The sequence below is a fragment of the Streptomyces tendae genome, assembly GCF_014650435.1.
Classification (GTDB): domain Bacteria; phylum Actinomycetota; class Actinomycetes; order Streptomycetales; family Streptomycetaceae; genus Streptomyces; species Streptomyces tendae.
The window spans coordinates 399754-423113 of the sequence record NZ_BMUY01000005.1 but is presented as its reverse complement, the minus strand read 5'-3'; the positions used below and the strand labels follow the sequence as shown (position 1 = coordinate 423113).

At 71.9% G+C, this 23360-nt stretch carries 23 protein-coding genes; 16 read left to right on the top strand and 7 right to left on the bottom strand.

Annotated elements, in window-relative coordinates; translation table 11 throughout:
* Positions 1-61: 61 nt before the first annotated feature.
* From IE258_RS16745 to IE258_RS16715, 7 genes are all read left to right on the top strand, one after another.
* Entirely contained in the window at positions 62-1195 is a 1134-nt protein-coding gene (locus IE258_RS16745) for an acyl-CoA dehydrogenase family protein (RefSeq protein WP_189744235.1), read from the top strand.
* Positions 1196-1251: 56 nt separating this feature from the next.
* Positions 1252-2373, top strand: a complete 1122-nt coding sequence (locus tag IE258_RS16740; RefSeq protein ID WP_189744233.1) for an SDR family oxidoreductase — start codon at positions 1252-1254, stop codon at positions 2371-2373.
* Complete coding sequence (locus IE258_RS16735) at positions 2370-3716, top strand: aspartate aminotransferase family protein (protein WP_189744231.1); 1347 nt, start codon at positions 2370-2372, stop codon at positions 3714-3716. The genes IE258_RS16740 and IE258_RS16735 overlap by 4 nt, the downstream gene beginning before the upstream one ends.
* A 94-nt stretch (positions 3717-3810) precedes the next feature.
* On the top strand, positions 3811-4278 hold the full coding sequence (locus IE258_RS16730) for an aromatase/cyclase (RefSeq protein WP_189744229.1): 468 nt from the start codon (positions 3811-3813) through the stop codon (positions 4276-4278).
* Positions 4250-4849, top strand: coding sequence for a flavin reductase family protein (locus IE258_RS16725; protein WP_174855018.1), 600 nt, complete (start codon positions 4250-4252; stop codon positions 4847-4849). Before IE258_RS16730 ends, IE258_RS16725 begins: the two co-directional genes overlap by 29 nt.
* Entirely contained in the window at positions 4846-6168 is a 1323-nt protein-coding gene (locus IE258_RS16720) for an NAD(P)/FAD-dependent oxidoreductase (RefSeq protein ID WP_189744227.1), read from the top strand. The genes IE258_RS16725 and IE258_RS16720 overlap by 4 nt, the downstream gene beginning before the upstream one ends.
* Positions 6169-6263: 95 nt before the next feature.
* Positions 6264-7505: a wax ester/triacylglycerol synthase domain-containing protein gene (locus tag IE258_RS16715; RefSeq protein ID WP_189744225.1), complete on the top strand. Its 1242-nt coding sequence runs from the start codon at positions 6264-6266 to the stop codon at positions 7503-7505.
* 58 nt (positions 7506-7563) lie between these two features.
* Here IE258_RS16715 and IE258_RS16710 read toward each other — a convergent pair whose 3' ends face one another.
* From IE258_RS16710 to IE258_RS16685, 6 genes are all read right to left on the bottom strand, one after another.
* Complete coding sequence (locus tag IE258_RS16710) at positions 7564-8442, bottom strand: SAM-dependent methyltransferase (protein ID WP_189744223.1); 879 nt, start codon at positions 8440-8442, stop codon at positions 7564-7566.
* Between the two features lie 42 nt (positions 8443-8484).
* Positions 8485-10062 (bottom strand): ABC1 kinase family protein, encoded by a 1578-nt coding sequence (locus IE258_RS16705; protein ID WP_189744221.1) that lies wholly within the window; start codon positions 10060-10062, stop codon positions 8485-8487.
* A gap of 92 nt (positions 10063-10154) precedes the next feature.
* A complete protein-coding gene (locus IE258_RS16700) occupies positions 10155-10853 on the bottom strand; it encodes a hypothetical protein (protein WP_189744219.1) in 699 nt (232 codons plus the stop codon).
* 53 nt (positions 10854-10906) lie between these two features.
* Positions 10907-11491, bottom strand: coding sequence for an RNA polymerase sigma factor (locus IE258_RS16695; protein WP_189744217.1), 585 nt, complete (start codon positions 11489-11491; stop codon positions 10907-10909).
* Positions 11492-11581: 90 nt separating this feature from the next.
* Positions 11582-13339: an NAD(P)/FAD-dependent oxidoreductase gene (locus IE258_RS16690; RefSeq protein WP_189744214.1), complete on the bottom strand. Its 1758-nt coding sequence runs from the start codon at positions 13337-13339 to the stop codon at positions 11582-11584.
* A gap of 49 nt (positions 13340-13388) precedes the next feature.
* Positions 13389-13970, bottom strand: a complete 582-nt coding sequence (locus tag IE258_RS16685; RefSeq protein ID WP_229892157.1) for an HD domain-containing protein — start codon at positions 13968-13970, stop codon at positions 13389-13391.
* A 446-nt stretch (positions 13971-14416) separates the two neighbouring features.
* On the opposite strand from IE258_RS16685, the gene IE258_RS16680 reads away from it, so the two are divergent.
* The 9 genes from IE258_RS16680 to IE258_RS16640 all read left to right on the top strand — a co-directional run bounded on the left by IE258_RS16680 (position 14417) and on the right by IE258_RS16640 (position 22474).
* The gene (locus IE258_RS16680) at positions 14417-15535 is read left to right on the top strand and encodes an SDR family oxidoreductase (protein WP_189744210.1); all 1119 of its coding nucleotides are present in this window, start codon (positions 14417-14419) and stop codon (positions 15533-15535) included.
* Between the two features lie 70 nt (positions 15536-15605).
* A complete protein-coding gene (locus IE258_RS16675) occupies positions 15606-15878 on the top strand; it encodes an acyl carrier protein (RefSeq protein ID WP_127893855.1) in 273 nt (90 codons plus the stop codon).
* Positions 15878-16840, top strand: coding sequence for a ketoacyl-ACP synthase III (locus tag IE258_RS16670; RefSeq protein ID WP_189744208.1), 963 nt, complete (start codon positions 15878-15880; stop codon positions 16838-16840). Before IE258_RS16675 ends, IE258_RS16670 begins: the two co-directional genes overlap by 1 nt.
* Positions 16841-16850: 10 nt before the next feature.
* Positions 16851-17822, top strand: coding sequence for a thiamine pyrophosphate-dependent dehydrogenase E1 component subunit alpha (locus tag IE258_RS16665; RefSeq protein WP_189744207.1), 972 nt, complete (start codon positions 16851-16853; stop codon positions 17820-17822).
* Positions 17819-18832, top strand: a complete 1014-nt coding sequence (locus tag IE258_RS16660; protein ID WP_189744205.1) for an alpha-ketoacid dehydrogenase subunit beta — start codon at positions 17819-17821, stop codon at positions 18830-18832. Before IE258_RS16665 ends, IE258_RS16660 begins: the two co-directional genes overlap by 4 nt.
* Positions 18829-19947, top strand: coding sequence for a 2-oxo acid dehydrogenase subunit E2 (locus tag IE258_RS16655; protein ID WP_189744203.1), 1119 nt, complete (start codon positions 18829-18831; stop codon positions 19945-19947). Before IE258_RS16660 ends, IE258_RS16655 begins: the two co-directional genes overlap by 4 nt.
* A 117-nt stretch (positions 19948-20064) precedes the next feature.
* Positions 20065-20322, top strand: coding sequence for an acyl carrier protein (locus IE258_RS16650; protein WP_159324739.1), 258 nt, complete (start codon positions 20065-20067; stop codon positions 20320-20322).
* The gene (locus tag IE258_RS16645; RefSeq protein WP_189744201.1) at positions 20319-21608 is read left to right on the top strand and encodes a beta-ketoacyl-[acyl-carrier-protein] synthase family protein; all 1290 of its coding nucleotides are present in this window, start codon (positions 20319-20321) and stop codon (positions 21606-21608) included. Before IE258_RS16650 ends, IE258_RS16645 begins: the two co-directional genes overlap by 4 nt.
* The gene (locus tag IE258_RS16640) at positions 21605-22474 is read left to right on the top strand and encodes an esterase/lipase family protein (RefSeq protein ID WP_189744199.1); all 870 of its coding nucleotides are present in this window, start codon (positions 21605-21607) and stop codon (positions 22472-22474) included. The genes IE258_RS16645 and IE258_RS16640 overlap by 4 nt, the downstream gene beginning before the upstream one ends.
* Here IE258_RS16640 and IE258_RS16635 read toward each other — a convergent pair.
* Entirely contained in the window at positions 22426-23304 is an 879-nt protein-coding gene (locus IE258_RS16635) for an alpha/beta fold hydrolase (RefSeq protein ID WP_189744197.1), read from the bottom strand. The two genes, IE258_RS16640 and IE258_RS16635, sit on opposite strands and share 49 nt — an antisense overlap.
* Between the last annotated feature and the right edge of the window lie 56 nt (positions 23305-23360).

Genomic DNA, 23360 nt, shown 5'->3' with positions numbered 1-23360 from the left:
CACGGCCGCGCTAGTGCCGCGCCGATTCCGTATGCATCCCACCCTGGAGGACCGCACGCCCATGAGATTCCTAGAGCGTGAACGCGCCACCCTCGCGAAGCTGCTGCCCGAACTGGACCCCGCCCTGCGCGAGACCCCGCTGATGGAACTGGAGCGGCCGGGCAGCCAGGGCATCCGGCACTTCCGGGACAGCGGCGGTCCAGGACTGCTCGTCCCCGAGGCCCACCAGGGCCGGGGCGCCACCGCGCTCGACGCCCTGCGCGTGCAGCGGGCCATCGGCAGCCGCTCGCCGTCGCTGGCCGTGGCCACCACCATGCATCACTTCTCGATGGCCACCCTTGTCGCGATCGGCGGCCTCGGCGACGGCTTGGAGTGGATGCTGATCGAGGGCGTGGCCTCGTCCAACCGCTTGATCGCCTCCGGCTTCGCCGAGGGCCGCAGCGGCGCGGGCATCCTCGACCCGTCGATGACCGCCACGGTGACCGCGGACGGAGTCCGGATCAACGGCGTCAAACGGCCGTGCAGCCTGGCCCACTCCATGGACGTGCTCACCGCCAGCGTGCTGATCCCGCGCGAGGACGGTCAGGGCGACGAACTCGCCGTAGCCGTCGTGCCCGCGGAGAGCGAGGGGATGAGCGTCAGCGGCTTCTGGTCCAGCGCCTTCCTCGCCGGGGCCGAGAGCGAACAGGTCACGCTCACCGACGTCCTCGTCCCGCCGGAACTCCTGCTGCGCACCGGGACGACCTCCGGTGAACAGCTCGACGAACTTCAGACGGCCGGTCTCATCTGGTTCCAGACGCTGATGACGGGCAGCTACCTCGGCGCCGCGAGCGCGCTGGTGGAGCGGGTGCTGCTGAACGACCGCATCCCCGAGCACGAGCGGGTACGCCTCTTCGTCGAGACCGAGGCCGCCATGGCCACCGCCGAGGGCGTCGCCCGGCGCATCGACGCCGGTGACCTCGACGAGTCGGCGCTCGCACAGGCGTTGTACGTGCGCTACGGCGTCCAGGACGCCATCGCCCGAGTCGTCCCGCGCGCGGTCGAGCTCCTCGGCGGCCTCAACTTCATGACGTCCGACGAGGTGGGCCACCTGGCCGCCTGCGCCAACGGGCTCTCCCTGCACCCGCCGTCGCGCTCCCGGATGACCGCCCCGTTCTCCGCGTACCTGGCGGACCGGCCGCTCGCCATCGCCTGACCGCGCCCCCCACCGTCCATCGGTGGGCCGAGACCCGTTGGGAGAACACATCCCCCATGCCGTCAGACAACCAGCGTCTCGCCCTCCTGCCCGTCGGCCGTACGGAACGGCTCGACCGCCCCTCCCTGCTGCTCACCGGCGGTTCCGGAGTGCTCGGACGTGCCCTGATCGACGAGCTGTCACCCGACTTCGACCTGCTGTGCCTGCGCCGCAACACACCGTTGCGCGATCCGCGGGTGCGCGAGCTCCAGGGCGACCTGGTCGCTCCCAGGCTCGGCCTGAGCCCACTGGCCTGGCACGAACTGGCCCTTGAGGTGGACGTGGTGCTGCACTGCGGCGCCGAGACCAACTGGCGGACCCCGCCACAGGACATCACGCGCACCAATCTGCGCGGTGCCGACACCATGCTCGACCTGGCGGCCCGGGCCGACGCCCCGCTGTACCTGGTGAGTACCGCGTTCGTCGCCAACACCCCCACGGAGGAGGACCGCCGGCGCTTCCCGGGTGCAGCCGCCTACCTCGACTCCAAGGCCGGGGCCGAACAGATGACACGCGAGGCGGGCGTGCCCGGCGCCATCGTCCGGCCCTCGGTCGTCATGGGTGACTCCGTCAGCGGGCGGACCGCCGGTCAGCGGGGGCTGATCAAGACGATCGGCTCGATGGTCCTGGGGCAGGCCCCGGTGCTGCCCGGAGCCCCCGAGATCCGGATCGACATGGTGCCCCGGGACTACGTCTCGCGGGCCATCGGCGACCTGGTCCGGGGTGGTGTGGCCGACGGGGAGTACTGGCTGACGGCCGGCAAGGAGGCCATCGGCCTGCGGGAGTTCGCCGACGTCTGCGCGGACGTCGCCGTACGCCACGGCCTGCCCCGGCCCCAGCGCCCCCGGTTCATCCCCGTCGATGCCGTTCACCGGCTGCTCCTGCCCATGTCGGCGGGCACCTCGCTGCCCGCGTCCCTCCGGCGGCGCCTGGAGTACTACGCGGAACTGCTGCTGGTGTTCCAGCGGGACCTGCCGTTCGACACCTCCCTCGGCGAACCCGACTGCGGCACCCGCCTGACCCGGACCGACATCCGGGCCGCGCTCGTGCGCAACGCCGAGAGCTGGGCCGGGGACAGGGCCGGCCTGCTCGGCCGGTACCGATCCGCCGCGACCGCCCCCATGGAGGTGGCTTCATGACCATGTCACCCCCGTCCACCGGGACCACCGCCCCGTCCTCCGGCCTCGGGAATACCGGGTCCGACTCCGAGTCCTCCACCCCGCGTGCCGGGACCGCCGCGCCGACCGACCGGCCCGGCATCGTGGACCTCTACCTCAAGCACATCGGCTCCGGCCGTGCCGTGATGGGCCGTGTCATGGGCGGCATGGCCGAGGTCCGCTCCGAGGGCGTCTGGATCCACACCGACGACGGCCGCCGCTTCCTGGACTTCGGCGGCTTCGGCGTCTTCATCATGGGCCACCGCCACCCGGCCGTCGTCGAAGCGGTGCACCGGCAGATCGACACCCACCCGCTGGCCAGCCGCGTCCTCCTCGAACCCGTCGCCGCTCTGGCCGCCGAGGCCCTGGCCGCCCACACCCCGCCCGGCCTCGACTACGTCCACTTCGTCAACTCCGGTGCCGAGGCCACCGAGGCGGCCCTGAAACTGGCCCGCGCCCACGGACTCACCTCGGTGATCACCACCCGCAGCGGCTTCCACGGCAAGACCCTCGGCGCGCTGAGCGTCACCGCCAACGCCACGTACCAGACGCCGTTCCAGCCCCTGCTCCCCGACGTCACCCAGGTGGCCTACGACGACCCGGCCGACCTCGAACAGGCGCTGGCCGCCCACCGCGACCGGGCCTGCGTCATCGTCGAACCCGTCCAGGGCGAGGGCGGCGTACGCATCCCTCGCCCCGGCTACCTCAGCCAGGTGCGGGCGCTGTGCCAGGCGTACGGCGCCCTGCTGGTCGTCGACGAGATCCAGACCGGCATGGGACGGCTCGGCACCTGGTGGGGCGTCGACGCCGAGGACGTGTGTCCGGACGTGCTGCTCGTCGGCAAGGGACTCAGCGGCGGTGTCGTACCGGTCGCCGCGATGGTCGCCACCGCGGAGGCATACGCCCCCTTCAGCCGCGACCCCTACCTGCACACCTCCACGTTCGGCGCCTCGCCGATCGCCTGCGCCGCCGCCCTCGCCACCGTACGGGCCATGGAGGAGGAGGACACCGTGGCCCGGGCCGCCGCGCTCGGCCCGCGCATCCTCACCGCCGTACGGGAGGTGTGCGCGCCGTACCAGGGCGGACTGGTCCGAGAAGTGCGCGGCCGGGGTCTGCTGATCGGCATCGAGTTCGCCGAAGAACAGGCGGTCGGCGAACTCCTGCTGGAACTGATCTCCCGCGGTGTGCTCGTCAACAACTCCCTCAACTCCACCCGGGTGCTGCGGCTGACCCCGCCGGCCCTGGTCGAGGACTCCGCGCTCGACCTGTTCCTCACCACCCTCGGCGCGGCCCTGCGCGGCACCGCCGACCGTATGACCGGCTGACACCGGCTCCTGGCGCCGGCGCCAGCCAACAGCTCCGGACACCAGCTCCGGACACCAGCGTCCAAAAGACCTCCGGGAAGGAACCGAACGACCCATGCGCCACGTGGTCCTGCACGCCCTCGCCGACGGACTGGCACCCGCCGACGTCTACGCCCGCATCAGCGACTTCCGCCGCTATCCCGAGCACAGCGACACCTTCCGCGAGGTGCACGTCGAGCCTCCGCTGCCCGACGGCTCCGCGGTCTCGGACTGGACCGTCGAGTTCCGGGGTGGCCTGATGCGGTGGCGGGAACGCGACACCTACGCGCCCGAGACGTACTCCATCGCCTTCGAACAGCTCAGCGGCGACTTCCAGGCCTTCGAGGGGAGCTGGCGCTGCGAAGCGCGGGACGGCGGCACGCTCGTCGTCTACACCGCGGCCTTCGACCTCGGCATCCCGTCCATGGCCGAGATCCTCGACCCGGTGGCCGAGTCGACCCTGCGGACCAACATCGCCCGCGTGCTGCGGGGCCTTGCGGGCGCGGAGGTGATCGATGAGCGCGCGGCTGCGGCTGGTGACTGACCGGGCGGCCGTCGCGGGCGCCCCGCCGCCGGTCGCCGACCCGCCGCGCGCGGAGCCGCTGCACGAGGAACCGGGACCCGGCGCCGCCCGTTGCCTCGGGATGTACGCCAAGCTGGCCGCCGGCGTGACCGTCGTGACCGCCCGCGGCGAGGACGGCCCGCTGGGTATGACGGTGTCAGCCGTCACCTCGCTCTCCGCCCGCCCGCCGCTGCTCCTTGCCTGTCTGCGCGACGGCTCCCGCACCCTCGCCGCAGTCCGCGCCCGCCGGGCCTTCGCCGTGCACCTGCTGCGCGAGGAACAGCAGGAGCTCGCGGGCCGGTTCGCGTCCCCCACCACGACCGCGGCGGAGCGGTTCGCCGGGACCGACACCCGACAGGTGCTGGGTGTTCCCGTGCTGGCCGGCGCGCTCGCCTGGTCGGTGTGCCTGACCGAGGACGTACGCCGCTACGGCGACCACCACCTCGTCGTCGGCCGGGTGGCCGCCGTGCACGTGGGCGGTGGACGCCCGCTGCTGTGGCACGACCGCCGGTTCGGTGTGCTGACCGAGCCGGTGCCGGACGCCGCAGGATGACCAGGCTGCCGGCCGGAACGCCGTACTGGGACCCCGCGGAACTGCCGACGCAGCCCCAGTTGCACGGCGTGGTCACCGCGGACGTGGCCGTCGTCGGGGCCGGGCTGGCCGGGCTGTCCTGCGCCTACCACCTGGCGGAGCGTGCCCCCGGGCTCGACATCGCGGTGGTGGACGCCGAGCACCCGGCCGCCGGCGCCAGCGGCCGGGGCACCGGTCTGCTGGGCCCCCGGGCCGGCCCCGCGGTCGACCACGCGGTGCGCCGCTTCGGCCCGCAGACGGCGCGCAGGATGCACCGGGCCAGTGAGCGGGCGGTGCGGGACGTCCTCGCCCTGTGCGCCCGGCTCGACGTGCCCTGCGGGCTGCGGTCCGGCGAGCAGTTGATGGCCACGCGGTCGTCCGCGGGCCTGGTGGCACTCGCCCGCCAGGCCCGCGCCTGCCGCGAACTCGGTCTGGACGTCCCGGTCCTCTCCCCAGCCGGCATCCGCGACCGGGTCGGCGTGCCCTACCGGGCGGCGCTCCTGCACCGCCCCGCCGCGACCCTCGACCCGGCCGCCCTGACCTGCGCCCTCGCCCGTGCCTGCGCCGACAAGGGCGTGCGGTTCTACGGCCGCAGCCCGCTGCTGGCCCTGCGCCCCGGCGATCTGGTCGGCCCCGAGCTGGTCCTCCCGCACGGCAGGCTCTACGCCGGTCAGGCGGTGCTGGCCGTCAACTCGGCCGCGCAGGCACTGGACCTGCCGGTCGGCACCGTCCTGCCGCTCGAGGTCTACGCCGTCGCCACCGAACCGCTGAGCGCCCCGGCCTACGAGTCCCTGGGCGGCCGCGCCGGGCACTCCGTCGTCGACGCCGTCCCGATGGCGCCGTACTTCCGGCTGCTCCCGGACCGGGGCCTGGTGGCGGGCGGCGGTACCGCCACGGTCCCGGCGGGTATGGGCGCTCCCCGTCTCCAGGCCGTCAGGGAGCGTGCCTGGACCTGGCTGGAGAGGTGGCTGCGGTCCCTGCATCCGGACCTCGCCCGGGTACGGGTCACCCACCGCTGGTCCGGCCGCATCGGCATGACGGGCGACGACCTGCCGGTGGTGGGGCCGGTGCCGGGCTTCGACGACGTCTGGTACATCGGCGGCTGCTGCGGGCACGGACTCGCCCTGTCCGTGGCGCACGGCGCGCACGTGGCCGCGGCCCTGCTGGGTGAGCCGGAACCCGGCGAACCGCTCCCGTGGCACCGTTCCCGGGCCCCGCGCCTGCCCGCACGCGGACCCGCGGGGCCCCTGCTGCGGGCGTACGTGGACACACTGGGGCGAATCGCACGGCACACGTGCTGACGGCGGGCGCGGTCCCGCATCCGTACCCCAGCTCCGCAGGCCCCGGCCGCGCAGCCCGACAGACCACCCTCATAACCCGACCAGGAGGTTCCACAATGCGACCCGACTTCGGTACGGACGGCCGCCTGCCGTCGGCCCTGTCCATGGGAACCGTGGATGTCGCCTTCCACCTCGCGACGGGCGGCAACCCCGTGCCCCTCGCGTTCACATTCGGGTTCGAAGGCCGTGCCCCCACCCTGGACTCCGTACGCGCGCGGGTCGCCGAACGCGCCCACCGCGTCCCGACGTTGCGCTACCGCATCGCACGGGATCGCGGGAAATTCCGGCGAGTGGACCGGATCGCGGTGGACCGGCACGTGCACGAGGCGTGGCTGCCCGAGGACACCGACGGGTCGGCGACCAGCCGCCTGATGCTGTCCCGGCCGATGAGCACGGACGACGGGCCGCCCTGGGACGTGTGGCTGGTCCACGGCCCGGCGGACCGCCACACCCTGGTCTACCGAACCGACCACACCTTCCAGGACGGCATGGGCGCCGCCTACACCGCCCGCGCCCTCCTCGGAGACCACCCCGAGGGCGCACCGGCCCCACAGCGTCCCGCCCGGCCCACCGGACACGGCCTCGCGGACGCCCTGGGCGAGGTGGTGGCCGCCTTCCGCGCGCCCACCCCGAAACCCGCGTTCGACGGAGAATCCACGGGCCGCGTCGACGTCTGCCACGCCGACACCCCGCTGGCCCGGCTGCGCGCCATCGCCCGCGCGCACGGCGGCACGGTCACGGACGTCTATCTCGCGGCCCTGTCCCACGCCGTCCGCACCTGGTACCTGAAGGACACCGGCTCGGCCCATCCGCCGTTGCCCGTGTCGATCCCGATGTCGGTCCGGGCCCCGGGGGAGGAGTACGCCCCGGGCAACCGCATGGTCACCGCCCGGCTCCTGCTGCCCTGCGACGAGGAGTCGCCCCAGCGGGCCCTGGCCCGGGTCGTCGCCCGCACGGGCCGGCTGCGGGAGAGCCGGCGGCGCGACGCCATGCGCCTGCTGCTGTCCGCCTCCCCGCGGTCGCTCGGCGCCACCGTCGGCACCCGCCTGGTCCGCGGGGCGTTCGTGGCCGGCCCGGTGAGCAGCGTGAACTTCGGCACGGCCCTGGTCCACCAGGGGGTCGCGGCCCGCCGCGCGGCCGTCTTCGCCGGCGTCGCGTCGGGCATCCGGTGTGTGACGACGCTGACGAGCCAGCACGACACCGCGTGCTTGACCGTCGTTCACGACGAGGCGCTGGCGACCGCGGACGAACTCCCCGACCTGTGGCTCGCGGCGCTGCTGGAGCTGGAGCGGCCGTAGCCACGGCATCACGCGCGGGCCCCGGACGGTGCGTCCGAGGCCCGTGCGTGATGCCGTGTCAGGGTGTGCCGCGCAGCGTGCCGGTGGTGAGGAAGACGCTCTCCGCGGCGGACGTGCCGATCAGCGGCAGATACGGGGTGAGGCGCTCGACCGCGTACGGCAGCGTGTACAGGTCGGCGGCCGCCGCATCCCAGCCGCGCTCGGCCCACCAGCGCCCCGGATCGGCGATCTGCCAGTTCCAGGCCAGTCCGATCGTCGACAGGGCGTCCATGAAGGGCGCGACGAACGGGGACGACATGGTCGCGGAGTTCACGCACTCGGCGCCGAACGTGCTCCCGGGGGCGGAGAGTTCGGTCATCACGGTGACGACAGCCTCCGCCTCCGGGGGCTGAAGGAAGTACAGGGGTGCCTCGCAGAGCCATGCGGTGGGCCTGCCGGGATCGAATCCCGCCGTCTTGAGCTCCTCTTGCCAGGATGCCGCGCCGTCGGCTTCGACGACGGTGCGGCGTCCGCAGGAGAGCCGGCTCCAGTCCAGTACGTACTCCTTGAAGGCATGTACGGCCGCGTCCTCCACCTCGAAGACGTGCACCCCGGTCGGCCAGTCGAGCCGGAAGGCACGGGTGTCGAGACCGGCGCCGAGCAGCACCACCTGGCGGCAGCCCGAACGGGCCGCGGCGAGAAGGTAGTCGTCGAAGAAGCGGGTGCGTACCACCTGATAGTCGGGCAGCATGCGCTGCAGCGGTCCGTCACCGGGCGGGCCCCCGTCGAACCCGGCCGCGTGGAGGAAGTCGGCGGCCCACGGGTCGCGGACGAGCGGCGCGGGCCGGAGGTGCTCCGCCGCGTGTGCGGCGGCCGTCCAGAGCGCCGCGCGGGAAATGCCGTGCGGGGTTGCGGCGGCCGGCGCGAACGGTGACTGCGGACGTGTGGATTCCGGCATGGATCTCCTTGAGGTGGGGCGGGGCGGCTGTGCGGACCCGGATCATCCGGAGCGGCGACGGCCCAGCAGGAAGGCCGCGGCACCCAGCGCGAGCAGGCTTTTGGAGGGGCGGGCGGGCCGCTGGCCGCCCATCGCGGCGGGGGTGCGCGGCTCGTGGATGTTCAGTGCGAACTGACGGTTGGCCACGTCGGAGAGGACGCCCCGGACCTGTTCGGGACTGGTGACGGCGGCCAGCAGAAGCTCCATGGAGTTCCGGGCGAACTGGTTGCGGCCGAGGAAATCGCGGCCCAGTGCGAAAAGGATCTTCGGCACCTCCGCCTGGAACACCTCGGGCAGTGTGATCTCGGGAGCCAGGCACCGCACCGAACCGTCCAGGTTCGCGAAGGACTTGCCCAGCAGCGAGACGGCCGGCGGCGAACCGATGCCGCGTTTGGTCGCCTTGGCCAGCACGGTGGTGAGCGCGACGCCGAAGTTCATGTCCTCCAGTGAGAGATGGGAGACCGTGGGCACGAACGCGGCCATGTCGGCGGCGAACGCGGGCATGTTGGCCCACGGCGTCAGCCGGCCCATCTCCGCCCAGTGCTGCGCCAGCCCGGCCCCGTCGTTCTGCGCCATGGCCATGAACAGCGGCAGCAGCTGAAGACTGGTCCTGCGGTCCAGGCGGCCGACCATGCCCCAGTCGATCAGCGTCGCGGGTCCGCCGGGAGCGGCGAAGACGTTGCCGGCGTGCGGGTCGGCGTGGAAGAAGCGATGGACGAAGTACCCGTGGTACATGAACCGCAGCAGGTCCTTGCCGATCTCCACGCGCTCGTCGTCCGTGAAGTGGGCGCGGTCGACGTGCCGCACCGACTTCCCGTCGGCCAGCGACTGGACCAGGACCCGGGGGCTGGCGTGCAGGACCCGGGGCACCTCCAGCGAACGGAACGACCGGACCTGCCCGCGGGCCTCGTCCATGTTGCGGGCCTCGCCGGTGAAGTCCAGCTCCGGCTCCATGGCGTCGAAGACCGAGCCGAGCATCGCCTCGACGTCGATGACCTCGTTGAACCGGGGAGCGACACGGGCCACGATCTTCGACGCCCGGCGCATCAGGGCCATGTCCGCGAGTACGCCCTCGCGGATGCCGGGTCGCTGGATCTTCACCACGGCCGCGCGCCCGCCGGGCAGCGTCACGCGGTAGACCTGGGCGAGGGACGCCGCCCCCAGCGGGGCGACGGTCTCGATGTCGTCGAAGCGCAGCTTCCAGTTCGGCCCGAGGTCCCGGGCCAGTACCGGCTCGAACTCCGAGAACGGCTGGACGTCGACCTCGTCGTGCAGGTTCTGCAGTTCGTCCCGGATGGACTGGGGGACCATGTCGGGCCGGGTGGAGAGGACCTGGCCGAGTTTCACATAGAAGGGACCGAGGCTCTCCAGGGCATGCCGTACCGCCTTGGCGCGGCGCTGCTCCGCCCCGGCGGTGGCCTCGGCAGCGGACCCGGCGGAGCCGACGAGGCCCTCCGCCGGGGACCGCGTGTCCCGTTTCGTACGCCTCCGCAGCCCGGTCGCCTGTCCCACCTCGTCGGCCACGAGGCTGCCCAGGACCCTGACCACGAGACGCAGCCGATCGCCGACGACGGACGTCATCGTGTGTGATCCTCCTCAGATCGGGATCCGGGTACGGCACGGCGGTCGGCGTGCACCACGGAGACGGCCGGACGGGACGGTGGCACGGCCGGTCAGCTCGAGGACTGTCCGCCCTGGGACGGCTTACCGCCCGGCCCCTGCTGACCGGTCAGGCCCTGCAGGGCCGCCAGCCCTTGCTGCCCGGCCTGGGCCGGCAGGTTGGTCAGGTTCTGCAGGCCCTGGACCGCCTCGAGGAGCTTGGGCAGCACCTGGAGCAGCTGGGTGAGCTGGGACGGGAGCGCCATCAGGTCGCCCGCCCCGCTCGCCGCGTGTCCGAGGCCACCGGCCAGCTGACCGAGCCCGCCGAGCGCGCCGGCCGCGCCGCCGACCGCGGCGAGCGGATTGGCCGCCCCGCCCAGCGCGGCCAGGGGGTTGCCCGCCCCGCCCAGCGCGGCCGCGAGCGGGTTGCCGCCGCCCCCGGCACCGGTGAGCGCGGCCAGGGGGTTCTGCGCCGCGAGGCCGGCGAGCGGGTTGCCGGCCGCGCCGGCCCCGCCGAGGGCGGCCAGCGGATTGGTGACACCCGCGAGCGCGGTCGCCGGGTTGACGGCCCCGGCCAGCGCGGCGAGGGCGTTCGGGGGCAGCCCGGCCAGTGTGTCGACGGCGTTGCCGGAGCGGCGCGACGATCCCGAGCCGCGCGACGACCCTGAGTCGTCGTCCCGGTTCAGGAGGTCGTCGAAGGCATCCTTCCAGCTGTCGGTCATATCACCGACCAAATCCTTGAAGATGTCCTGGACGTTCTTGCTGTTGCCCATGAGTGGGGTCCCTTTCCGTTTCTCTGCGATGGGAGAGGTGCGGTTTTCGGGTGTTATCGGGCGCAGCCTTCCAAGGCTTTCGCGCAGACGTTCTTCAATCGTGCGCGGCCCCTGGTGAAGGCGGCTTCGGCCGCCTTGACGGAGATGTTGTGTATGCGGGCGAATTCCGCAGTGGAAATGCCCTTGGCGCGGGCGAGTATGACCTCCTGCTCCCGCCCCCGCAGGTGTTGTACTTGACCCAGAAGCCATCTGCCGAAGTCCTCGTCGCAGACGTCCTCCTCGGTCGTGCCCGGGGTTTCCGCGAGCGCCGCACGCTGGAGCAGTCTGCTGCGACGGTCCATGTCGCGGTAGAAGTCGATGCAGAGGCGAAGCGCCACGGACGTCAGAAAGGCACCGAGTCGATTCCTGTCCAACGTGGCGTGGGCGGCTGCCCGGGCCATGGTTTCCTGGACGCAGTCCTCGGCGTCCTGAAAACTCGGTAGTCTTCGCCGAACCAGCCGCATGAGGCGGTCCTGATGCTGGAAGATTTCTTCCCAGGAGCATTCAGCGGGCGATTGGCAGGTGGAATGTCGCACCATCGTGGATTGCAGCCCGTTGTCTCTCGGATTGAGCGGGGAGAACCGCGGCCGACTTTCCATTTGTCGGCCATGTGGTTTTCCTACCCGAGGCCCTGGAGCGGCAAACCGGAATATGCGCCTCCGTCAGTCGGCAGAAATGTTTTTCCGTGCTCATTTCCGCGGTGCGGGCCGCCGCGCCCAGTCGCGGTTCCAGTTGCGCCACATGTCCCGTGCGATCTGGTGCACTTGGGAGCTGCCGGCGCGCAGCTCGGTGGTGTACGCCTGGACCGCCTCCTTGCCCACCAGCCGCGCTCCGCCGGTGAAGTAGGAGCCCCGGACGTGCTGCGGCGAGCGGTACTTGCCCCACAGCAGGATCTTCATCAGCGGCCAGAGGGTGAACACCCCGGACGGGCACCGGTCTTCGGGGTCCAGGGTGCCCCACACCGACGGGACCAGTCCGCTCTCGCCCAGCAGCTCGTAGATGCGTGCGATCGTCTGCTCCTTCGTCAACTCGCCCGCACGATAGGCGAGTACGGCGTCCCGCGACTGGTCGAACATCCGCTCCACCCAGGGGTTGTCCATACCCTGGAGACCTCGGTACGGCGGCTGCTCCAGCATGTCGAAACAGGCCGGGTCGTGCGTCTTGTCGAACGTCACGGCGGCCTGGTTCTGGGCGTTCGTGCCGTACAGCGTGGTGATGGTCCACACGCGGTTCCAGGCGTTCCACAGGTCGAAGTCGTCGAACGCGATGTAGCTGCAGGACACCAGGTCGTCGTAGAACCGGAACATGCGCTTGGTCCAGTGGTCCAGGTACGCGAACCGGGCGGTGTCGAAGTCGTTCTGGCGCACCGCGTCGATCAGCCGGTGGCCCAGGGCGTTGAGCGCCATCACGGTGACGGCGAGTCCACTGGAGAAGAGCGGGTCGATGAAGTCACTGGCGTGCGGCAGCAGGCACCACCGGTCGCCGACGACCTTCTGCGAGGCGAACTGGGTGCGGTCGGTGGACACGTACGGCCGGACCGCCCGCGCCCGCTCGAACTGCCGGGCCACACTGGGGAACCGGCGCACGTACTGCCAGAACTCCTCTTCCGCCGAGATGCCCTCCGGCCGGGGGTGCTGGTCGAGATCGAGGTTGAGGCCGACACTGCACAACTGGTTCGTGCCGGCCGTCTGGTTGTCGAACGGGATGACCCAGAACCATCCGCCCGGGAACATGTGGTGGAGCGTTCCCTGGCTGAACGGGCTGGGCATGCCGTGCTGCGCACGCGAAGGCGCCACGGCGTCGAACGGGCGCACATCCACCATGTGCGTGAAGATCGTGCGCGACCTCGTGCGGTAGGGCGGTTCCTGCCGCAGCCCGAGGCGCTCGGGCAGGACCGCCCGCATGCCGCCGGCGTCGACCACGTACGAGGCCCGGAAGGTGCCCCGGTCCCGGGTGACGAGAGTGGCGCCGTCCTCCTCGAACTTCACGTCGTCGACCATGGTGTGGGTGTACGCGGTCACGCCGTAGGACACGGCGACGTGGAACATGTACGCGTCCACGTCCTGCCGGAAGTAGTGCGAGTCGGGACCGAGCGGAGGTCCCCAGGTGGGGTACTGGGTGCACTCGTCGGGCCGGGTGGGCTCACCTTCCCGGTGGTAGATGAAGCTGAAGTTTCGCTTGACCCCGCTGTTCGACGACACGTGGCGGCGCAGTGCCGCGTTGGTCGCCAGGTGATCGAGCTCAGGGACGTCGTAGCGGCCGGCCAGGACCCGGAGCCCGAACGTGGTCTCGGGGACGGTGGACTCTCCGATGGCGAACCGGGGGTGGCCGCTGCCTTCGAGCAGCAGCACTCGCACGCCGTGACGTGCGAGTACGGTCCCCAGCATCGTCCCGCCGATGCCGCCTCCGACGATGGCGACATCGAAAACACGCTGGTCTTCTTGCATGTCTGCGGTTCCTTTCGCGACGGGAAGAGCGAGTCGCCGGGCTCCCCGGTCACCGGTGGGCGACCGGGGAGCCCGGCAGCACCCGGCGCAGCCCGCAGGCCACCAACCGGGCGGAGAAGGACACGGCGAAGCAGGGGGTGGGCGCCAGTTGGGCCAACCTGCGGCGGTCACCGGGCACTTGCCGCTCGCCGCGCCCGGTGACGTCCAGCCACACGCCGAAGTGCAGCAGCCGCGCCTCGGGTCCGGCGTCGCGAGCGGGAAACGGCCGCATGTGCTCGCGCACCGCACGCGTGAGGGTCGTGCGCCGCACCGTGCCCACCTGCTGCCGGGCCAGGAAGCGGTCGAGCAACTGGGCGGAGCGGCGCGGGAATCCACCGCGACCGAGCGGAGTGCGCCCTACCAGCCCGGCGTCGTGGAACGCCGCGGCGGCCAGCAGGCCGACCCGGTCGTAGGCGGTCCCGTGGGTCCGCGCACAGGCGTCGGCCAGCAGGAACGTCCGCAGGGAGTGCACGGCGACGCGGGGTGGCAGGAGCCGGCACATCTCCTCCAGCGCGGCGCCCGCGAGGGGGTGCCCGAGCAGCTCCGCGAGGGCGGGGCGGTCGAGCAGAGGCTGCCATGCCTCGGGCAACACCTTCGATGGACCGGAGTGTGAACTCGCCCCGCTCCCACCGGGATCGGGGTCCTCCGGCATCTTCGGCCCTGAGGCCATGGCCCAACCCCCCTTGTCTCGCGACCCATTGGCTGTGTCCGTCTCACCTGTCTTTACGCTCGGGCCGCTCCCGCCCCCCGCCCCCCGTTTCGCAACGCTCCGTCCGTGTAAGCGCGTTGGTGTGCAACCGACGGCGCGCGATATCGGTAACGCGCTCCGGGCGTACGTTCCGGCCGTCCATTCGGAGCCGTGGTCTGTTCGAATGAATGAGCCCTACTCACCCGTGATAGTGGTGCGGGAGCGGGTGACGGCCGGGAGGATGCGCCCTGCGCTCCCACTGGTGGAAGATTTCTGTAGTAGACCTCGTGAGGTGCGGGGAGTGTTCAGGGCAGGACCGAATCTCGCCTGTGCTGAAATGCGGTGTTGGTATGGCCAGTTTCCCGATCAGCGACGATCTGCGACTTCCGGCGGAAATCGATGCGTCGGCTCTGCCGGATGTTTCCGAAGAGTCGCCCGAGAGAATTCTGCTGACGGGCGCCACGGGATTCCTCGGCGGTTTCCTGCTCGCCGACCTGCTGGATGCCACCGACGCTCGAATCCATTGCCTGGTGAGAGCGGAGTCGGCCGCTCAGGCCCGGGAGCGGATCGCCGGTCAGTTGCGCGCCCGGGATGTGCCCGAGCACCACATGTCCCGGGTCGACGTCGTGCCCGGCAGCCTGGCGAAGCCGCGGTTCGGCCTGACCGACGAGGAGTTCACGGGCCTCTCGCGCGGCATCGACGTCATTTACCACTGCGGTGCCTGGGTCAACCTTCTGGCGAGTTACCCGATCCTGCGCGGCTGCAATGTGTCGGGGACCCTGGAAATCCTGAGACTGGCGACCCGGACCCGCCGCATTCCCGTGCACTACATCTCGACGATGGGGGTGATCCCGGCGGCCCGGGAGGCCGGGACCGGCGTCTCCGGTTACTGCGCCACCAAATGGGTCGCCGAGCAGTTGGTCGCGCAGGCCGCGGACCGCGGATCGCCCACGATGGTGCACCGGCCCGGTGTGATCCTGGCGGACTCGCGCACCGGCCTGGTGGGGAAGGCGGACTGGTTCGTCCACCTGACGACGGCGAGCATCCGCGCCGGCTGCGCCCCCGACCACCCCGGTCTCCTGCCGGTGGGCACGGTCGACTTCACCAGCCGCGCCATCGTCGACCTGTCCCTGAGCCGACGTGCCCGAGGACAGGTGTTCCACGTGATCGATCCCGAACCGCTGCCCTTCCGGTCGTACTTCCAGGGCTTCGCGGACGCGGGTGTCGACCTTCCGCTCGTTCCGTTCGACACCTGGCTGGAGCGGCTTCGCGACCTGGGCGACAAGGTCCCCCGCAGCACCCTGCGGCTGGCCGGCGAGACCCTCCGGCAGATGATCCCGGCCCCGGGTCAGGACACAGCCGGTACCACCGCGGTGTCCGCGCACCGGGCCCCGCCCGTGCTCGACTCCGACTACTTCCGCAGGATGCTCGCCTTCCTGAGCCGCGACGCCCTGCTGCCCGCCCAGTGACCCACGCACGGTCCTCTCCTCCCGTGCCTCACGTCACCCTCCCCGCATCTCAACAGCTGGAGTTTCCGCAATGTCCCCTTTCACCCTGGAAGACCTGACGGCGATGGTGGCCGAGATCGCCGGCGCCGAAGCGGCCCGGGCGCTCTCGGAGCAGCCGGCCGACGCGCCCTTCACATCGCTGGGTTTCGACTCGATGGCCGTCATCGAACTGGCCGAGCGGATCCAGGAGCGCTACGGCGTTCCCATCCCGGACGAGGCGGTGCACGACCTGCGCACCGTCCGACGGACCCTCGACTACGTGAACGGCCAGGCGGCCGTCGCCGCGGCGGACGGAGCCCGCTGATGGCCCGGGGCGCGGGACGGCTGACCGGCATCGGCGTCTACCGCCCCGGTGGCCTGCTCACCAGCGCCGAACTCGACACCAGGTTCGGTCACGAGGACGGCTATATCGAGCAGATCACCGGGATCCGGACCAGGCTGAAGGCCGACCCCGACGACACCTTCGTCGAGATGGCCGCGCAGGCGGCGGACAAGGCCCTGGCCCACGCGGGCGTGCTCGCCCAGGACCTGGACTGTGTCCTGTTCTCCTCCGCCAGCAGCGTCGGCCAGGCATCGTGCCGGGCCGCCAGTCTCACCCACCGCATCGGCGCCGGCCGGGCCGGCGGGTTCGACGTCAACGGCGGGTGCGCCGGGTTCGGTTACGGGCTGAGCCTGGCCTCCGGACTCATCGCCGCACAGCAGGCGCGTCAGATCCTGGTCGTCGCCGCCGAGCGGCTGAGCGACATCACCGACCCCGACGACTGCGCGACCGTCATGGTCTTCGGCGATGCCGCCGGGGCCGCGGTGGTCAGCGCCGCGGAGCACCCCGGGATCGGACCGGCGGTGTGGGGCACCCACGGCCCCGGTGAGCCCTGGATGACCAGCGCCCCGCCCAAACCCGGTGCCGCCCGCCCGTACATGCACATGGACGGCACCCGGGTGGTCCGCTGGTTCGGTTCGCACATGCCGCAAGTGGCCCAGGAGGCACTCGACGCGGCCGGGCTCACCTGGGACGACATCGGCGCCTTCGTGCCGCACCAGTGCAACGGGCGGCTGATCGACGCGATGGTGCGCCGACTGCGCCCGCCCGAGCACGTGGCGATCGCCCGCAGCATCGTCACCGACGGCAACACCAGTTCGGCGTCCATCCCGCTGGCTCTGGAGTCGCTGCTCGCCTCGGCCACCGTGCGGCCCGGCGACAAGGCGCTGCTGCTGGGCTTCGGCGCCGGGCTGACCTGGTGCGCCCAGGTGGTCGAACTTCCTTAAGGAGCACCTCATGAACGTCACGTCCGCGTCCCCCGCGGTCGACCTCAGGGCCGTCGGCGCACCCGAAGCCGGTGCCGTGGCCCGTCCCCTGTCCCGTCTGTCCGACGCCGATCTCGGCACCCTGCTGATGATCCGCCACTTCGAACTGGCCGTCCTTGAGCTGTTCTCCCAGGGCCGGCTGCACGGCACCACGCACACCTGCCTCGGCCAGGAGTACATCCCCGTCGCGCTCTACCCGCTGCTGGACGACGGCGACTACGTCTTCAGCAACCACCGCGGGCACGGCCACTACCTGGCCCGCTTCCACGACCCGCACGGTCTGCTCGCGGAGATCATGGGACGGGCCGGTGCCGTCTGCCACGGCGTGGGCGGCAGCCAGCACATCTACCGAGACCGCTACCTGTCGACCGGCGTACAGGGCCAGAGCCTGCCCGTCGCCGTGGGAGTCGGCCTGCACCTGAAGCAGGCCGAGCCGGGCCGGATCGCGGTGGTCCACATCGGCGACGGCACCTGGGGCGAGGGCGCCGTGTACGAGGCGCTCAACATGGCGCAGCTGTGGCAGGCCCCGGTGCTCGTCGTGGTGGAGCACAACGGGATCGCCCAGTCGACACCGACCGAGCGGCAGATGTCCGGCACCGTCGCGGCCCGGGCGGCGGCCTTCGGCGTCGGCCACCTGCGGATCGACTCCGTGGACGTCACCGACGTACGCGCCGCCCTCGCCCCCGTGGTCGAGCAGGTCCGCGACCGGCACCGGCCGTACGTGGTCGAGTGCGTCACCCACCGCGTGGGCCCGCACAGCAAGGGGGACGACACCCGCGCGGCCGAGGTCCGTGAGCGAGCGGCCCGGCACGACTGGTACCGCCGCTACCGACAGGACCATCCCGCGCAGTTCGCCGCCGCCGACCAGGCACAGGCTCAGGCCGTCGCCGCCGTCGTACGAGAGGTCGGCGCGCGTCCGGCGTCCCGATGGGAGGCCCGATGACCAGGCGCCAGCGTGTGGCCGAGAACCTCAACAGCGCACTGCACCACCTCCTCGGCGCCCACCCCGGCACGTATCTGATCGGTGAGGACGTCGCCGACCCCTACGGCGGGGCGTTCAAGGTGACCCGGGGGCTCTCCGACCGCTTCCCCGACCGGGTGCTGTCCTCACCGCTGAGTGAGGGCGGCATCGCCGGCGTGGGCGCGGGCCTGGCCCTGGCGGGCAACCGGTCCGTGGTCGAGATGATGTTCTCGGACTTCGCCGCACTGGCCTTCGACCCGCTGCTGAACTTCGCCGCCAAGTCCGTGTCGATGTACGGCCGCAGGGTCCCGATGAGCATGGTCGTCCGCTGCCCCACCGGCGGCAACCGGGGGTACGGCCCGACGCACAGCCAGAGCCTGCAGAAGCACTTCCTCGGCATTCCCTCGCTGCACCTGCGGGAAGTCTCCCCGTTCCACGACAACCAGCGCGTACTGACCGCGATGCTCGACCGCGAGGAGCCCGGTGTGCTCTTCGAGGACAAGGTGCTCTACACCCGCGCCATGTACCAGGAGGGGGTCGTGGACGACCTCTTCCGCTACGAGGCGCTGGCCGATCCCAGCGAGACCGCCCGGGTGTTCGCGCCGGACTGCGGGCCCCCCGACTGGATCGTTCTGGCCCCGGGCGGGCTCACCGAACGGGCCGTCACCGCCCTGCGCAGCCTGCTCCTCGAAGAGGAGATCACGTGTGAACTGCTGGTGCCCTCCCAGCTCTACCCCTTCGACAGCAAGGCGCTGCTCCCGGTGCTGTCCCGTGCCGACCGCATCTGTGTCCTGGAGGACTCCACGGCCGACGGGACCTGGGGCGAACTGCTCGCACAGCAACTCCACGAGCAGCTGTGGAGCCGACTGGCCCGCCCGGTACTGCCGCTGAGCGCCGAGCCGAGCATCGTCCCGACCGCGGCGCACCTGGAGCACGACGTGCTGCTCCAGCCGTCCACCATCCACCGCGCGATCATGGAGGCGACGAAGTGATCGGCATCGAGCTGCCCACGCTCAACACGAACGACTCCAGCTACACCCTGGTCGAGTGGCTCGTCCCCGACGGCAACAGCATCGAGGGCGAGGAACCGCTGGCGGTCGTGGAGACCTCCAAGGCCAGTGAGGAGATCGAGAGCACCGGCCCAGGGATCCTGCACGTCCTCGTCGGCGGCGGCCAGGAGTGCCGGCCGGGGCAGACCATCGCCTACCTCTTCGAGTCGGCCGAGGAGCGCGACTCCTACCGGGCGTCGGCCGCGACCCCGGCGGCGACATCCGCACCCCCCGGCGCGGAGCTGAGCATCACCAACGCGGCCCGTGAGCTCGCCGACCGCCACGGCGTGTCCGAGGCCGAGCTGCGCGGTCTCGGGCGCACGGTCATCCGTACGGCCGATGTCGAGGCCCTGGTGCGGCGGGCCGCGTCGGAGCCCGCCTCCGCCGGGCGCCAACTGTCCAAGCGGCAGCGGACGGTGGGTGCGGTGGTGACCGAGTCGATGCGGACCGTCCCGGCCGCGGCCGCCTACGCCAAGGTCGACGTCGGACAGGCGGAGGAACTGGCCCGGCAGCTGTCCGAGCGCACCGGCAGTTTCGTCTCCCTGCCCGTCCTGCTGATCAAGGCGGTGGCACGCAGGCACCCGGCACATCCCCTGATGTTCGCCGCGCTCACCGACGACGGCGCGGTGCGCGAGAGCGAACGGGCCCATGTGGGCGTCACCATGGACGCGGGCCGGGGTCTGTACACCCCGGTGGTGCACGACGCCGCCGAGCTGAGCGGCGACCGGATCGCCGACCTGCTGACCGGCTTCCGGAGCAAGGCGTTCCGCGGCACGTTCCAGGCCGCCGAACTCGCCGGGGCCAACATCATGGTCGCCCCGCACACCACCGAGGGCATGGTCCTGGCCACCCCCATCGTCTTCCCCGGCCAGACCTGCGTGATCTCCGTCGGCGCCGTCGAGGACCAGGTGCTCCTGGACGCGCAGGGCACTCCTCGAACCCACCGGTTCGTCCACCTCGGCCTGGTCTACGACCACCGGGTGGTCAACGGCAGGGACGCCATGGCCCTGCTCAAGGACGTCAAGGAGGAGTTGGAGGCACCGGCCGCGCTCGGCTGACCGCCGACCCGCCACCACGGGACCCCACCCCACGGAACCCACCCGACCGAACCCCGCCCCACGGAACCCCACCACCCCCGGGGTACCGCCCGTCGGATTGCAAAGGACACCCCTGACATGACCACCGACACCACGCCCCACAGCCGCGCCTACGACCTGCTCGCCTCGGTTCTCAGCAACAAGTTCGAAGTGCCCGCCGAGGCCATCGTCCCCACCGCGACCTTCGAGCAGCTGGACCTCGACTCGCTGGCCGTGGTGGAGCTCTTCGTCGTACTCACCGAGGAACTCGGCATCGAAGTACAGGACGGCGAGGCCGACCCGGACCTCACCCTGGCCGGCGTGGCCGACCTCATGGTCGAGGCCGTCAAGTCGTGACCGGCGCCCGTCCCGACGTCGCCGTCACCGGGATCGGCCTGGTCACTCCGGCCGGCACCGGTCGCGAGGCCACCTGGGACGGCGTGTGCGCGGGCCGCCCCACCGCCCGGCACGTCCCCGAACTCAAGGGCCTCCCGGTCGACTTCGCCTGTCTCGTACCGGACTTCTCTCCACGCGGTCACGTCCCGGGCTCACGCCCCTGGCAGTACGACCGCTTCACCCAGTTCGCCCTCTACGCCGCCCTGGAGGCGGTCTCCGACGCCGGCCTGGACCCGGCCGACTGGGACGCGGACCGCGTCGCGGTGGTCTTCGGCAGCTCGGCCGGCGGCACCGGCACCATGCTGGAACAGCACCGCAAACTGCTGGAAGCGGGCACCTCACGCGTCTCACCGCTGCTGCTGCCGATGTTCCTGCCCAACATGGCCACCGGACAGCTCACCATCCACCTGCGGGCCCGGGGGCCGGCGCTGTGCACGGTCACCGCCTGCGCCTCCGGCGCCACCGCCATCGGCACCGCCCTGCAACTCCTGCGCTCCGGGGCCTGCGACATCGCCGTCGCGGGCGCCTCCGACGCGGTCGTACAGCCCTTCTGGGTCACCGGCTTCGACCGGATGGGCGCGCTGTCCCGGCGCTGCGACGACCCGCGGGCCGCCTCCCGGCCCTTCGACGCCGACCGGGACGGCTTCGTCATGGCGGAGGGCGGTGCGGCCCTGGTCCTGGAGCCGGCGAGTGCGGCCAGGGCCCGCGGCCGCTCCGGCTATGCCCTGCTGGCGGGCTACGGGGCATCGTCCGACGCCCACCACCCCGTGGCACCCGACCCCGAGGGCAAGGGCGCCGCCCTCGCCGTGCGGCGGGCCCTCGACGACGCCGGCGCCCGCCCCGCGGACGTTCAGCACATCAACGCGCACGGCACCAGCACGCCGCTCAACGACGCCGCCGAGGCCCGTCTGATTGGTCGCCTCTTCCCCCACCGGCCCTCCGTGACCTCGGTCAAGGGCACCCTCGGCCACCTGCTCGGCGCGGCCGGGGCGGTCGAAGCGGCGATCACCGCACTGTCCGTGGCCCACGGCCGGGTGCCGCCCGTGGCCAACCTCGAGAAACAGGAAGGAGACGCCGAGATCAACGCCGTCACCGGCACCAGCCGGGAGCAGCCCGTCGACCTCGCCCTGAGCCATTCCTTCGGCTTCGGCGGCCACAACGCCGTACTCGCCTTCAGAAGCTGCCCCACCGAACCGGCCCGGGAGCCGGCCGCTCCTGCACCGCGAGCATCCGGGAGAACACCATGAGCCACCTCAACCCCCGCCTCCCCGGCGTCACCTCGGACGACGTCGTCACCGACATCACCGAGGCCCCGCACCGCCTGCGTGCGGTCGCCGAAGCCTGCGGGGCGCAGGTCGTCGCGACCGTCGACGTACAGGCGGGAGAGGACGACTGGAACGTCCCGTCCACCGAGGAGCATCCGCGTCCGGTGGTGCTCGTGCACGGCACCTTCGGCAACCGGGGCTACACCTGGAACACGGCGGCACCGCTGCTGCGACAGCACGGTCACCGGGTCTTCCGGCTCGACTACGGCCAGCACGGCCACCCCGTGATCTTCGGCCTCGGCGACATCAAGCGCTCCGCCCGGCAACTGGCCGACTTCGTCGACGAGGTGCTGCGCCGCACCGGCACCCATCAGGTCGACCTCGTCGGCTTCTCGCAGGGCGGCATGGTGCCGCGCTACTACCTGAACGCCCTGGGCGGAGGACCCAAGGTGCGCAACTTCGTCGGCATCGCGCCCAGCAACCACGGGGTCACGGCACAGGGGCTGATGAACCTCGCCCGCCAGATTTCCGGCGTGGTGGAACTGCTCGAACAGGGCGCCGTCGGGGAGGTCGTGCCGGCCTGGCCGCAACTCCAGCACGACCACCCCTTCCAGCGCGAGCTGGCCGATCTCGGCGAGACGACGGAGGGCGTCCGCCACACCGTCATCGCCACCCGGTACGACGACGTGGTCACTCCGTACACGTCGTGCGCCCTCGCGAAGACCGAGGGCCGCTACGTCAACAACATCGTCCTTCAGGACATCGACCCGGACGACCACACCCCGCACGTGAGCATGCCCTACAACGCGACCGTGCTCAACGAAGTCCTCAAGGCACTGGCCGATTGAGTCCTGCTGCCGTCCAGGAGAACGCGGGCGACCAGCGCCGGGTCGTCGTTCATCGGGACGTGGCCGCAGCCGGGCAGCCGCACCAGGCGGGCCCGCGGAATGGTGCGCTTGGCGCGTATGCCCTGCCGGGGCAGGAGCAGCCGGTCCCGGTCGCCCCACGCCACGGTGACGGGGACGCCGGGCACGTCGTCGGTGAACAGCACGCTCCGTCCGGCCCGGAGCGTCTCGGCGAACCCCTGCGCGTGTGCGAGCGCCAGCGTCTCGGCGACGACCGCCTCGGGGGAGCGGCGGCCGGGGCGGGCGTAGATCGTACTGGTCAGCGCGGTGCGTCCGACCGCGGTGCGGGACAGCCGCTCGACCAGCGGGAGGGGCAGGCTCCGGGCGGTCCGGCGCATCCCCATCAGGACGCCGAAGGCGTAACGCCGCTCGGCCTGCGTCCAGAAGCCGGCCGGGGACAGGGCCGTCACCGACCGCACCAGGTTCTCGCGACCGAGCCCCAGGGCCAGCAGACCGCCCAGCGAGTTGCCGGCCACGTGCGGCCGGTCGAGCCCCAGCGCGGCGCAGAAGGCGCCGAGTACCGCGACCGTCGTCGGCAGATCGTGCGGCAGGCCGTGCGGCAGCGCGGACGACTGCCCGAACCCCGGCAGGTCCACGGCTATCACGTCGCGTTCGGTGGCGAGGATGTCGACCACCGGGTCCCAGGCCTGCCGGTGGTGACCTATGCCGTGCAGCAGGAGCAGCGGCTCGCCGGCGCCCACGCGCGCGTAGGCGAGCGTGATGTCACGCGGACCGTGAGCGGTGGGGGCCGTGAAGGAAAGCGTTGCGGACATGGGGCTCCTTGTCGGGAACGGGTGTTCCGGGAACGCGCGTGCGATGGCGTCGGGTA

Excerpts from the sequence above, each read along its gene's own strand:
- IE258_RS16745 (WP_189744235.1), top strand. The coding sequence starts at position 62 with ATGAGATTCCTAGAGCGTGAACGCGCCACCCTCGCGAAGCTGCTGCCC.
- IE258_RS16740 (WP_189744233.1), top strand. The coding sequence starts at position 1,252 with ATGCCGTCAGACAACCAGCGTCTCGCCCTCCTGCCCGTCGGCCGTACG.
- IE258_RS16735 (WP_189744231.1), top strand. The coding sequence starts at position 2,370 with ATGACCATGTCACCCCCGTCCACCGGGACCACCGCCCCGTCCTCCGGC.
- IE258_RS16730 (WP_189744229.1), top strand. The coding sequence starts at position 3,811 with ATGCGCCACGTGGTCCTGCACGCCCTCGCCGACGGACTGGCACCCGCC.
- IE258_RS16725 (WP_174855018.1), top strand. The coding sequence starts at position 4,250 with ATGAGCGCGCGGCTGCGGCTGGTGACTGACCGGGCGGCCGTCGCGGGC.
- IE258_RS16720 (WP_189744227.1), top strand. The coding sequence starts at position 4,846 with ATGACCAGGCTGCCGGCCGGAACGCCGTACTGGGACCCCGCGGAACTG.
- IE258_RS16715 (WP_189744225.1), top strand. The coding sequence starts at position 6,264 with ATGCGACCCGACTTCGGTACGGACGGCCGCCTGCCGTCGGCCCTGTCC.
- IE258_RS16710 (WP_189744223.1), bottom strand. The coding sequence starts at position 8,442 with ATGCCGGAATCCACACGTCCGCAGTCACCGTTCGCGCCGGCCGCCGCA.
- IE258_RS16705 (WP_189744221.1), bottom strand. The coding sequence starts at position 10,062 with ATGACGTCCGTCGTCGGCGATCGGCTGCGTCTCGTGGTCAGGGTCCTG.
- IE258_RS16700 (WP_189744219.1), bottom strand. The coding sequence starts at position 10,853 with ATGGGCAACAGCAAGAACGTCCAGGACATCTTCAAGGATTTGGTCGGT.
- IE258_RS16695 (WP_189744217.1), bottom strand. The coding sequence starts at position 11,491 with ATGGAAAGTCGGCCGCGGTTCTCCCCGCTCAATCCGAGAGACAACGGG.
- IE258_RS16690 (WP_189744214.1), bottom strand. The coding sequence starts at position 13,339 with ATGCAAGAAGACCAGCGTGTTTTCGATGTCGCCATCGTCGGAGGCGGC.
- IE258_RS16680 (WP_189744210.1), top strand. The coding sequence starts at position 14,417 with ATGGCCAGTTTCCCGATCAGCGACGATCTGCGACTTCCGGCGGAAATC.
- IE258_RS16675 (WP_127893855.1), top strand. The coding sequence starts at position 15,606 with ATGTCCCCTTTCACCCTGGAAGACCTGACGGCGATGGTGGCCGAGATC.
- IE258_RS16670 (WP_189744208.1), top strand. The coding sequence starts at position 15,878 with ATGGCCCGGGGCGCGGGACGGCTGACCGGCATCGGCGTCTACCGCCCC.
- IE258_RS16665 (WP_189744207.1), top strand. The coding sequence starts at position 16,851 with ATGAACGTCACGTCCGCGTCCCCCGCGGTCGACCTCAGGGCCGTCGGC.
- IE258_RS16660 (WP_189744205.1), top strand. The coding sequence starts at position 17,819 with ATGACCAGGCGCCAGCGTGTGGCCGAGAACCTCAACAGCGCACTGCAC.
- IE258_RS16650 (WP_159324739.1), top strand. The coding sequence starts at position 20,065 with ATGACCACCGACACCACGCCCCACAGCCGCGCCTACGACCTGCTCGCC.
- IE258_RS16640 (WP_189744199.1), top strand. The coding sequence starts at position 21,605 with ATGAGCCACCTCAACCCCCGCCTCCCCGGCGTCACCTCGGACGACGTC.
- IE258_RS16635 (WP_189744197.1), bottom strand. The coding sequence starts at position 23,304 with ATGTCCGCAACGCTTTCCTTCACGGCCCCCACCGCTCACGGTCCGCGT.